The organism is Cohnella pontilimi, from assembly GCF_005049045.1.
In the GTDB taxonomy this organism is placed as follows: Bacteria; Bacillota; Bacilli; order Paenibacillales; family Paenibacillaceae; genus Cohnella; species Cohnella pontilimi.
Map to the genome: position 1 here is coordinate 106,581 of NZ_SUPK01000007.1, position 11,916 is coordinate 118,496.

Genomic DNA, 11,916 nt, shown 5'->3' on the forward strand with positions numbered 1-11,916 from the left:
GCGGGTTAGGGAAAGCAGGGAGACGAGATGAAGCCGAATGTGACGGACCAGCGGATCAAATGGCTCATTCTGCTCATTCCGACGATGACGATCGGCCTGTGGGAATATATTCGGCATGCGTTTTTACTGCCGTACTTGTCGATGGAGCTTGGCAACTTGCTCGCTCCGTTTATCGTGCTCACCGTCACACTGACGTTAGTCAGGGGTTTATTTTCACGGCTTGAAGCGTCACTAGAGGCTTTGCGCCGCGAACGCGAACTGAGTGCGGCATTGGAACAGCGCGAACAACTGGCGAAGGAGCTGCACGACGGGATCGCGCAGTCCTTGTTTTTGCTGGCGGTGAAGCTGGACCGTTTGGATCGTACGGCGCCGGAGGGCGAAGAAAAAGTTCGTTCTTTGACTGCCGAGCTGCGGTCGACAGTCAAGGTGATCGATGAAGATCTGAGACAGGCGATCGCCAATTTGCGTAAGGGGCCGACGCCTGCTGACGCCGCATGGGTCATCCCTCTGCGCGAGCTGCTCGAAGAAACCGCCGGGATCACAGAGGCACAGGCGGAGTTTCGCTGGGCGATTCCGGAAGATGATCTCTCTCCTAAAGAGAAAGTGGAGTTGTACGCTTGTTTGCGTGAAGCGCTGATTAATGTGCGAAAACATGCAAAGGCAACACGTGTTGAAGTGGTAGGGGAAACGAACGGAGAAGGCGGGTTTCGGTGCGCCGTGGAGGATAACGGAGTCGGATTCCTGGGCGATCCGCTGACTGTGAAGGAAAGGTTCGGACTGCGCATGGTGCGCGACCGATCCAATCGGATGGGCTGGACGTTTATTGCAGAGATGCGTGGAGACCGCACGGTGGTGGAAATCGTGAAGCCGGGGGAGTCGCTTGAATGAAGCAGCCGATTCGAGTACTGATCGCGGATGATCATATCCATGCCAGAGAAGGGATGCGGGAAATCTTATCTTCGGACCCGGATTTTGTCATCGTGGGAGAGGCTGCCAGTGGAGAAGAAGCGCTGAATCTCACGGATTCCGTATATCCTGAACTGATCTTGATGGATATTCAGATGCCGGGGATGGGCGGTTTCGAAGCGGTAAAAGCGATCAAGGCCGCTTACCCCTCGGTCAAAATCGTCATGGTCACCGTCTCGGACGACCCCGCCTATTTGTTCGAGGCACTGAAAAAAGGTGCGCAGGGTTATTTGCTGAAAAACTTGAACCCTTCCGCGTGGACGGATTATTTGCGCCAGGTAGCGCTTGACGAAGCGCCTCTCAATCCGGATTTCGCGTTGTCGATCCTGCGGGAGTTCGCCGGACGGAGCCGGAAGGGGCCGGCTTCAGGCGATGCTACTCCACTGGAACAGCTTACACCGCGGGAGCGGGAAATTCTTCGGGAAGTTTCCGGAGGCCTGACGAATCGGGAAGTTGCAACATCTCTCGGATTATCCGAACATACGGTGAAAAACCATATTAAAAGTATTTTGCAGAAGCTCCATCTGGATAATCGCGTCCAATTGACCCGATACGCTTATGAACGTGGACTGCTGGAGCCGGGGGAATGAGTGAATATTGCGTCTACTTAGCGTGTAATGCCATGGAACGGTCACACATTTTCTACGATCTGACTCTTTCGAGTCATGCGGACAGCTTGGTTCGGGATTATACTAGGTACCATACGATGGATTGGAAGGAAGGTCGAAGGTACCTATGAAAAAAAGTTTGATGGTTTCGCTCGTATTGCTGTTTACTCTTGCATTTGCCGGAGCAGCAAGCGCTCACGTGACGGTGCAGCCGAAAGAGGTTCCTGCAAACTCGTATCAGGTGTTTACCCTGCGCGTGCCGACAGAGAAGGATGTTGCGACTACACAGGTGAAAGTCGAGGTGCCGGCAGGCGTCGACGTGTCCCGCTTGGAACCGAAGCCGGATTGGACGTATGAGCTGGAGAAAAACGCCGACGGCAAAATCGTGTCCGTCACTTGGAAAACGGCGGGAAAAGGTTTGAGCGCAACGGAATTCGGCCAATTTTTGTTCCAGGGGAAAGTGGCAGCTGACGCCAAGGAACTGACTTGGAAGGCGTATCAAACATACGCCGACGGCAGTGTGGTCGAATGGACCGGCGCTCCGGATGCCGACAAGCCGGCATCTGTCACCACGGTAACGGTGGCAACCGGCGCAGAAGATCATGGTCATGGGGCTGCAACCGACACGACGACGGCCGCAAATGCTGATGACACCAAATCAACGTGGACGCTGGTTCTATCGGCCGCCGCGCTTGTCGTGTCGTTGATTGCACTGTTTCTTGTCGTAAGGAAGAAAGCGTAAGTTTTGAACCGAATAAGCCGTCAAGGGTTATCACACGCCCTTGGCGGTTTTTTTATAATTAACAATTTTGTTTTATTACAAATATATTGATTTAATCAGGAATTAACTGTAATATGCTCGTAAGAAATGATTATGACAGACGGACGACGGAGTGGAACGATGCTTGAACTTAGTCTGAACGAACCGGATCAGCTCGTGATTGTCGCGCATGCGCTGTCCAATCGGGCACGCGTAGATATGCTGCGCCTGCTCAGCAACAAAAATATGAATGTCGTCGAGATTGCGGACGCTTTGAAGCTGCCGGTCTCCACCGTGGCGAACAACGTGAAAGTGCTGGAAGCGGCGAAGCTTATCCATACCGAACTGCTGCCGGCTACGCGCGGGGCGATGAAGGTATGTACCCGCAATTACGATGATATCCATGTGGCGATGAACATCGAGAAGCAGATGCCGAAAGACGCCGCGAGGGTATATGAAATGGAAATGCCGATTGGCCATTACATGGATTGTGAGGTCTACCCTACGTGCGGAATGGCGAATGCGGAGGGAATGCTGATCCGCGAGGACGAGCCGGCCAGCTTCTATCACCCTAAGCATATCGGCGCGCAGATCATCTGGTTCCGCAGAGGCTACGTCGAATATTTGCTTCCGCTTGAAATCCCGCATAATGCCACAATCGAATCGATCGAATTCTCTATGGAAATGTGTTCCGAAGCCCCTAATTATGACAACAATTGGCCATCAGACATTACCTTGTGGGTGAACGGAGTGGAAATCGGCATGTGGACCAGTCCTGGCGATTTCGGCGACAGACGGGGCAAACTGAATCCGCCGTGGTGGCTGGACTGGACGACGCAGTATGGTTTGCTCAAAACTTGGCGTGTGGACGGGGAGCGTACAACGCTGGATATGGATAAGGTCTCCAATACGACGATCCGGGATTTGAAGCTGAAGGAACGGCCCAACGTGAGGCTTAGGATCGGCGTGAAAGAGGATGCGGTGCATAAGGGCGGAGTGAACTTGTTCGGCCGGCAATTCGGGGATTATGAACAAGATCTCGTCATGAAAGTACATTATTCGATAGGAAATGACTAATAAACCGACCTTTAATTACATTATTTTTGTAATTGAAGGTTTTTCTTTTATTAATTATTACAAATTTATGAAATGAAACCGTTGACATTTTGGCTTTTCCCACGCTATATTGGACTTGCGGAAACAAAATATATGTAACAAATTGAATATTGTGTTTTGTTTCTGTGCGTTCTTAATCGTTACCATAATTAAAATGGGAGGTCCAACATGAAAAAGCTATTGAGCTTGAGTCTTGCCACCATGCTTTCCTTCGCCCTTGTGCTCACTGCATGCGGAGGAGGCGGCAGTAACAATGATGCCGGCTCTTCATCTCCGGCATCGCCGTCCGATTCGCCGTCGCAATCTGCTTCCGCTCCGGCTTCTGATTCCGGTTCCGGTGAAAAGGTAAGCTTGTCGTTCTGGACGCTGTTCTCCGGAGGAGACGGCGACAACATGCAGGCCATGATTGACGAATTCAACAAGACTCATCCGAACATCCAAGTGAAAAACACGAAATTGGAATGGGGAGAGTACTACACCAAGCTCATTACCGCTGTAGGTAACGGAAATGGTCCGGACGTTGGCATCTCCCATACTTCCCGCCTCCCTGACCTGATCGAGCAAGGTGTGGCGACCGAGCTGGACGACGTGGCCGAAGGGGCAGGCGTAGACTGGTCCACGATCAACCAGAACCTTCTGAACGCAACCGTGGTGGACGGCAAGCATTACGCGGTGCCAATCGATACCCATCCGTTCATCATGTACTATAACAAAAAGCTTCTGAAAGACGCAGGCGTATTGGGCGACGACGGCAAACCGGTCATCGAACCCGGCGCCGACGGCTTTGTGAAATTCTTAACGACGATCAAGGAAAAGCTGCCGAAGGTCACGCCGTTCGCGCTTTCCAATTCCAACGACGACCCTTATCGTCTGTGGTGGGCGCTGTACTCTCAACAAGGCGGAAACGACGTCATTTCGGACGATCTGAAAAAAGCACAGATTGATGCGGATAAAGGAGCGAAAGCGGCTCAATACATTCAGGATCTCTACCACAAATACGGTGTTATTAAGAAGAATGATCCGGACTTTTATAAAAACTTCCAAAGCGGCACCGCCGCCGTCATGATGACCGGTGTATGGGCCACAGGCATTTGGGAATCGACGAAAGGTCTCGAGTTCGGCGCTATGCCGATTCCGCAAATTTACGATCAACCGGCAACCTGGGGAGACTCTCACACCATCATCCTGCCGACGACGAAGAACGACGACCCGCAAAAACGCATCGCCGCACTCACCTTCGCCAACTGGCTTGCCGATAACGGCCAAATTTGGGCGAAAGCGGGCCATATCCCATCGAAGCCTTCGGTATTTGATAAACAAGAATTTAAAGACCTGCCTTACCGCAGCGACTATGTATCTGTTGCCGACACAGTCAAGTTCAACAAGCCTTCTACGAAGAACTGGCAAATCCGTGACCTCGCGCTTTTCAAGTACCTGAATGAGGTGTGGGCAAATAAAATGACGCCTGCCGACGCTATGACCAAGATGTCTGCAGAAATCCAAAAAGTGCTCGACCAATAATCGTTGCTACTCAACGATGCGGAACCACAAACCCGACAAGCTTGCGGCGCTGCCGCAAGCTTGCCTGGTACTTGGGGAAGAGGTGATGTTCATGAGAATGACCAAGCTTCGGGCGGATGTTCAGGCACTTCTTTTTTTGCTTCCTTTCCTGGTTGTCTATTTGCTTTTTACGATTTATCCGATGATCAAAGGCGTGCAAATGAGCTTCTACAAATGGACGCTGATCAAGAAAATCAAATATGTGGGCTGGCAGAACTACGAGAACATGTTCAAAGACAACGACTTCTGGGCATCGATTTGGCATTCTACGATTTTCGTGCTGCTCACGACGCCTACCATGATCGTTTTAGCGATCGCGCTGGCTCTTATTGCCAACCGAAATTCTCGTCTGCAGAAGCTTTACCGAAGCGTTTTCTTCGTTCCCAGCATTTTGTCGGTAGCGGTCGTTTCTTTTTTAGGACTTTTCATTTTTCAACCGTATACCGGATTTTTGAACAGCCTGCTTCATTTGATTCAGGCACTGCCGCAGGGCAAGGAAATTTTTTGGCTGACGGAAACGAATCTGGCATGGATTGCAGTGGGCGCCATCACACTCTGGTGGACAGTCGGATTTAACTTCATCTTGTATTTGTCGGCCATGCAAGACATCCCGGATGACATATATGAAGCGGCCCGCCTGGACGGGGCCACGGATTCGCAGACGTTTTGGCAGATTACGCTTCCTTTGCTGAATCCGATTACCAAGACCATTACAATGCTCCAAATCATCGCGTCGTTCAAGGTGTTTCTTCAAATCTACATCATCACGGGCGGAGGACCGCTTGACCAGACAAGGTCGGTTATTCAGTACATCTGGCAGACCGGCTTCCGCAAAAACAATCTGGGCTATGCAGCAACGATGTCATACATGCTGTTCTTCATTCTGCTCGTGCTGTCGGCTCTCCAGTATTGGATGAACAACCGGAAGGAGGCGCAGTTGCGATGAAATGGCTGTATCGGATCGTTTCGTTGATCGCTGCTGTCGTATTTCTCGTTCCGCTGGTCTGGATGCTCGTCGTCTCGATCAAGCAGGAGGGCATGAAGATCGTCACCTTGGTCGATTGGTTCACCCCTCCTTATTCCTTCGGTGTTTATGGGCAAGTGATCCGCGAAACCAAGCTGATGAATTGGGTTTGGAACAGCTTTTTCGTAGCGGTTGTCATCACCATTCTTACGGTTGTCATGGCGGCTATGGCCGGTTTTGCCATGTCCAAAATGCCGTTCCGTTACAAGACGTTCATGTTCTTCGTGATCTTGGCCGGGTTGCTCATTCCCGGCGAAGCGGTCATTATTCCGCTTTACCAGACCGCCAAGGATCTTCATATTCTCAACACGTACAGCGGATTGATTTTTCCGATGCTGGCTTCGCCGATTGCCGTTATTATCCTCAAAAGCTTCTTTGACGGCGTACCGAACGATCTCATTGAAAGCGTTCAGATCGACGGAGGCGGGACTTGGCGCATTTTCATGAACATCATGCTTCCACTGACCCGGCCGGCCGTCGCTTCCATGCTGATCTTGACTTTTATCGGATCCTGGAACAACTTCCTTTGGCCGTTCTTGTCGGTGACGGATGACAAGCTGTTCACACTGCCTATGGGAATTCCGACATTGATGAACCAATATTCGACAGATTACGTGAAACCGATGGTGATCAATACGATCTCCTCGCTGCCGATCATCATCCTGTTCCTGATCTTCGAACGTCAAATTGTCAAAGGCATCAGCCTTTCCGGGATCAAAGGATGAAGGAAGGGGTTACCGCGGTGCAGCGAGAGAGAGCGATCGATTTTTTTAAGGGCTTGCTGGTCCTCGGAATGATCTATTGCCATACGCTTCAATTTTTTAGCGACCAACAGATTTATCCGATCGGCCAAAGGTGGATCGATTTCATCAATTTGATCACCTTTTCCGGATTCGTGTTCAGCTTCGGCTACGTGTCCCAATTGGCCTATTACGCCAAGCCTTTGCGGAAAGCCGCTCCCCGGATGGCGATGGCGGCGGTCAAGACGCTGCTGGCCTTTTATATTTCCGGTACGGCTTTCCGCCTGTTCATAGACGGCAGGGTGCTGCAGTGGAGCAACGTCCGGCCCATCCTCCTGCTGGACGACATGCCCGGCTGGTCGGAGTTTCTGGCGTCCTTCACTTATTTGATCATCTTAGGATTGATTCTTTTCTTCCCTTTAAAATGGCTGGCTGAGCGAAAATGGGCAGGTTTCGCGGTCGCGGGACTGCTCCTGCTGACGACATTCTTTCCCTATAATACCGTTCATACGACGCAGCTCGGGCCGTTAATCGGCACGAGGGATTTCGCTTCGTTCCCGGTATTGCAGTATTTTCCTTATTATTTGATCGGTATGCTGTTCGCCCGGCACCGCATCGTGTGGGATTGGCGGGTATTGGCCGGTGCGGCGGCTGCCACGGGAGCTTTTTTGTGGAAGTGGCTGTCTGCGGAGGGCGGAGGAGCTCCGGAAAGATTTCCGCCGTCGATCTGGTGGATCATCGGACCGGCGTTGGCGCTGTATGCGTATTACCTGCTGTCCCGATTGATGGAGAGGTATCAGGCGCCGTTCGTGCCGATTGAGGCGATGGGCCGGAACGTACTTTGGTTCCTGGTCATGACCAACGTGATTATATTCGCGCTGAAGAATAGCCAGCAAAACTATTTGGCCGACACAACGAAAAGTTTCGGGATGGCAGTCGTATTCATGACCGTCGCCGGCTTTGCCGTTTGGATCATCACGAAACCGCAAAGGAGCAAAAAACATGACACAGCAAACATCGCGCAGTGAATATCCGCGTCCCCAGTTTGTAAGAGAGAATTGGATGAATTTGAACGGGGAATGGGAATTCGATTTTGACGACGACAACCTGGGGGAATCGGCGGCATGGTACACCGATCACGCGTTCACCCGGAAGATCCAGGTCCCGTTTTGCTATGAGAGCAAGCTGAGCGGGATCGGGGAACCCGGATTTCATGACGTCGTCTGGTACCGCAAAACGTTGTCCATTCCCGGCGAATATCGGGGCAAACGGCTGCTCCTTCATTTCGGAGCGGTTGACTATGAAGCCAAAGTATGGGTGAACGGACGACTGGTGGCCGCTCACGAAGGCGGACACACTCCGTTCCTCGCAGACATTACAGATGCGGTTATCGTTGGCGGTGATAATTCCATCGTCGTCAAAGCGGCGGATTACAGCCGCGACGTCACCTTGCCACGCGGCAAACAGTATTGGAAAGAGCAATCCGCCGGCATTTTCTATACGAGAACGACCGGGATTTGGCAGAGCGTCTGGCTGGAACCGGTAGAGCCGGCGCACATTCGGCGCATTCGGCTCACTCCGGATATCGACCGCAACGATATCGATTTGGAGGTTTTCACGGCAGGCTTCAAACCCAATCAAAGCATGATGGTGCGGGCAAAGATTACGTTTCAAGGCGAATTCATCTCGGAGGACACGTTCTCGATCGGTCAGGAATCCGTCAGCCGGACGATTCGACTGGAGGATTTCAACGATCACGGATTGGGACGCTGGTGGACGCCGGAAAAGCCGCATCTCTATGATTTGGAACTTTCGCTTCTTGTGGACGGCGTCGTGACGGATACGGTCAAGTCTTATTTCGGCATGAGAAAGGTTTCGATCGAGGACGGGGTATTGCTGCTCAACAATCGGCCGTACACCATGAGAATGGTGCTGGACCAAGGCTATTTTCCCGATGGCTTGCTTACCGCGCCGAGTGACGACGATTTGCGCCGGGATATCGAGCTCACCAAGGAAATGGGCTTTAACGGAGCTCGCAAGCATCAGAAGGTCGAAGACCCCCGGTATCTGTACTGGGCAGACCGGCTCGGCCTGCTGGTGTGGGGGGAGATGGCGAATGCCTATCAATTCTCGGAAACCTACGTCGGCAGGTTTACAAGAGAATGGCTGCAGACGGTCGAACGGGATTACAACCATCCGTGCATCGTTGCGTGGGTGCCGATCAACGAGAGTTGGGGCGTCCCGAACATCTTGGTGGACAAGAGGCAGCAGCAGCATGCACTCTCGATGTATCATCTGACCAAATCGCTCGATCCGATGCGGCTGGTCATTTCGAATGACGGGTGGGAATTGGTGAAGACCGACCTCATTTCGATCCACGATTACGAATGGCGGCGCGAGGTGCTGAACGAACGCTATTCGGATAAGGAAAAGGCTTTGACCGCGCGTCCGGCCAACCGGTGGCTGCTCGTTCCCGGCTTCGAATATGAAGGTCAGCCGATTCTGCTGACCGAGTTCGGAGGTATTTCGTTCCGTAAGAGCGATTGGGAAGGCTGGGGTTATTCCGGAGCGGCGGACGAGGGGGATTTCATGCGTCGGCTGACGGATATTATGGAACCCGTGCACAAGTCCCCGGTGCTGCAAGGATTTTGTTATACGCAGCTTACCGACGTGGAACAGGAGATTAACGGGCTGCTGACGTATGACCGGAAGCCGAAGCTTCCGCTCGAAACGATCCGGAAAATCGTAACGGGGATCGGATAATGATTCGAAAAGGTTGGATGTGCCTTGCTGTCCTCTTAGTTGCTGCGGCGGGGTGCACGGAATCCGCGGAACATAAACCGCCGGAACCGCCGAAACGCACTTATTCCAATCCGATCAGCCTGCCGGACGAGTGGGGCGAATACGGTCTCGGGGATCCGTTCATTTTCAAATTTAACGGCTATTATTATCTCTACGTGAGCACAAGAGACACCGACGCGGGTGTGAAAGTGTGGAAGTCTTCCGACCTGACAGACTGGAAATACGAGGGGATGTGCACGGAAGATCCGATTACGAAGGCCGCTTACGCACCCGAAGTCCGGTATTGGAACGGCAAGTTTTATATGTATACTTCGCCAGCTGGGCAAGGCCACTATGTGCTTGAGAGTGTCAGCCCGACCGGACCGTTCCGTGTCGTCACGGACAACTTCGGCCGGACGATCGACGGAACGACCTTCGTGGATGATGACGGGCAATGGTATTTTTACTACGCCGGTCCTCAAGGCATCCAAGCGGCAAAAATGGACGACCCGGTCACGGTGACGGGAGAAGGCGTACCCACCGGCGCCTACATGGGAGGCTGGACCGAAGGACCGACGGTTTTCAAGCGAAACGGCAAGTATTACATGACGTATACCGGAAATCACGTATTCAGCACGGGGTACCGGGTGGACGCCGCTGTGAGCGATTCGCCGCTGCAAGGGTTCAAAGGCATGGAGGACAATCCCGTGCTGATCCGCAGTGAAGGGGACACGGTCGGGCTGGGCCACAATTCCGTCGTAACCGGACCGGATTTGGATACCCAGTACATCGTCTATCACAACCTGGAAGGGCCTGGAGTGGTGGGGCCGCTTCGGCATATGAACCTAGACCGGATTGCGTGGATCGGCGACCGGCTGACGGTGTGGGGACCGACATCGTTCCCGCAGCCGGCTCCGGCTCTGCCGTCATTCTACGATCATTTTGAGAGAGATGATATCGGCAAAGCGTGGAAGCCGGCCGGTGAAGGAAGTTGGTCCGTCAGCACGAAGCAAGGGCTGCTTGCGGATTCGGCCGGAAAGGGACTTTCCTTTCTTCTCTCGGATCAGAAGACGGAGGACGACTTCACGGCGGAGTTCCACTGGCAAATCGTTGACGGCAATGCGAAGTCCGGCGCCGGTGCGGTTTTCTCTTACAAGGACGAAAAGAACTACGGCACCGTCTTGTTCGATCCGAATTCACGGGAGATGACGGCGGAAATCCGGCGTAACGGAGTAGTTGCGGCTTCCGGGAAAGCGCGAATGCCGGACGGATATGACTTTGGTCAGCTGCATCTTCTGAGGGTTGAAAAGTCGGGAGCGTCGATCCGTCTGTACGCCGACGAAATGAACAAACTCAACCTCGACTTGAAGGAGCCGATAGGCGGAGGTCGTGTCGGTTATGTTGCCGACAACGCGCAAGCACGGTTCGGATTTACCGCATTCAGCGGGTTTGTGGGCGGCAGCAGCTCCGAGTCAGCCTATCACCCGCTGCCTGGATTGATTGAAATGAAGCCCGGCACAGAGATGAAAAAAGGCGACTCGGTCCGATATCTTGTGAACGTTGCGAAGGACGGAGATTACAGCCTGCATTTTCGTATCGTTCCAGGTCCAAAGGGCGTAAAATTCCGGATCACAGACGCCGGTAAGCCGCTGGCTTCCTTTGAAAAGCCGGCAGGTAAGGCAGGGCAATGGGAATACGCGTCGATTTCCGATGTCAAGCTGAAGGCGGGTTTTCAAGCTTGGACGTTGGAAATAGAAGACGGGTCTATGCAAACCGCTTCGTTGGAAATGCACGATTACAAGGGCGTTACAACCCAAGAGGATGATTTTGAAGACAAGAACTCTTTCGGCTGGACCCGGTACGAAGGCATGTGGTCGGTGAAACAAGGGCAGCTGCGCGCCGCCTCTCTGCAGCCGGCCAAAATCTTATTCGGGGAATTCGGCTGGACAGATTACACGTTCGAAGCGGACCTTACCGCCCCCGAAGAGAACGGGCAAACCGGGATGCTGGTGCGGGTAACAGAGCCGTCGAACGGTTTTGAGCTAAACCAGAACCGGGCCGATTTCCTGAGAGGCTATTACATTTACCTTGATTCGGAAGGTGTTCACCTGGCAAAGCACAATTACGATACGAACCTTCTCGCGGATGCGGCGTATGAATCTCCAGCTCCCGGAGAAATCGTTCATCTCAAGGTGCGAGTCTCCGGCAATCGACTGCAGGTATTCGCGGGGAATTCGGCAGCTCCGATTTTGGACTACACTGACCTCAGCGACCAACCGTTCCTACACGGTAAAGTCGGTTTCAGATCGGTGGACAGCGCCTCACGATACGATAACGTGAAGGTGTATCCGTAGGGAAAGG

10 protein-coding genes are annotated in these 11,916 nt (G+C 52.8%); all 10 read left to right on the forward strand.

The features are described from left to right. Positions 1 to 27: 27 nt before the first annotated feature. The 10 genes from E5161_RS14900 to E5161_RS14945 all read left to right on the forward strand — a co-directional run bounded on the left by E5161_RS14900 (position 28) and on the right by E5161_RS14945 (position 11,909). Positions 28 to 888 carry a sensor histidine kinase gene (locus E5161_RS14900; protein ID WP_246042280.1) on the forward strand — a complete coding sequence of 287 codons (861 nt, stop codon included), beginning with the start codon at positions 28 to 30 and terminating at the stop codon, positions 886 to 888. Further along, a complete protein-coding gene (locus tag E5161_RS14905) occupies positions 885 to 1,556 on the forward strand; it encodes a response regulator (RefSeq protein WP_136778628.1) in 672 nt (223 codons plus the stop codon). Before E5161_RS14900 ends, E5161_RS14905 begins: the two co-directional genes overlap by 4 nt. A gap of 145 nt (positions 1,557 to 1,701) precedes the next feature. Continuing rightward, positions 1,702 to 2,316 carry a YcnI family copper-binding membrane protein gene (locus E5161_RS14910; RefSeq protein WP_136778629.1) on the forward strand — a complete coding sequence of 205 codons (615 nt, stop codon included), beginning with the start codon at positions 1,702 to 1,704 and terminating at the stop codon, positions 2,314 to 2,316. A gap of 159 nt (positions 2,317 to 2,475) precedes the next feature. Then, positions 2,476 to 3,411 (forward strand): ArsR/SmtB family transcription factor, encoded by a 936-nt coding sequence (locus E5161_RS14915; RefSeq protein ID WP_136778630.1) that lies wholly within the window; start codon positions 2,476 to 2,478, stop codon positions 3,409 to 3,411. Positions 3,412 to 3,618: 207 nt separating this feature from the next. Further along, positions 3,619 to 4,971 carry an ABC transporter substrate-binding protein gene (locus E5161_RS14920; RefSeq protein ID WP_246042282.1) on the forward strand — a complete coding sequence of 451 codons (1,353 nt, stop codon included), beginning with the start codon at positions 3,619 to 3,621 and terminating at the stop codon, positions 4,969 to 4,971. Positions 4,972 to 5,062: 91 nt separating this feature from the next. After that, positions 5,063 to 5,956: a carbohydrate ABC transporter permease gene (locus tag E5161_RS14925; RefSeq protein ID WP_136778631.1), complete on the forward strand. Its 894-nt coding sequence runs from the start codon at positions 5,063 to 5,065 to the stop codon at positions 5,954 to 5,956. Then, positions 5,953 to 6,759 carry a carbohydrate ABC transporter permease gene (locus E5161_RS14930; protein WP_136778632.1) on the forward strand — a complete coding sequence of 269 codons (807 nt, stop codon included), beginning with the start codon at positions 5,953 to 5,955 and terminating at the stop codon, positions 6,757 to 6,759. Before E5161_RS14925 ends, E5161_RS14930 begins: the two co-directional genes overlap by 4 nt. A 17-nt stretch (positions 6,760 to 6,776) precedes the next feature. Continuing rightward, a complete protein-coding gene (locus E5161_RS14935) occupies positions 6,777 to 7,802 on the forward strand; it encodes an acyltransferase (protein WP_136778633.1) in 1,026 nt (341 codons plus the stop codon). Then, complete coding sequence (locus E5161_RS14940) at positions 7,777 to 9,537, forward strand: glycoside hydrolase family 2 protein (RefSeq protein WP_136778634.1); 1,761 nt, start codon at positions 7,777 to 7,779, stop codon at positions 9,535 to 9,537. Before E5161_RS14935 ends, E5161_RS14940 begins: the two co-directional genes overlap by 26 nt. Beyond that, positions 9,537 to 11,909, forward strand: a complete 2,373-nt coding sequence (locus E5161_RS14945; protein ID WP_136778635.1) for a family 43 glycosylhydrolase — start codon at positions 9,537 to 9,539, stop codon at positions 11,907 to 11,909. Before E5161_RS14940 ends, E5161_RS14945 begins: the two co-directional genes overlap by 1 nt. Positions 11,910 to 11,916: the final 7 nt, after the last annotated feature.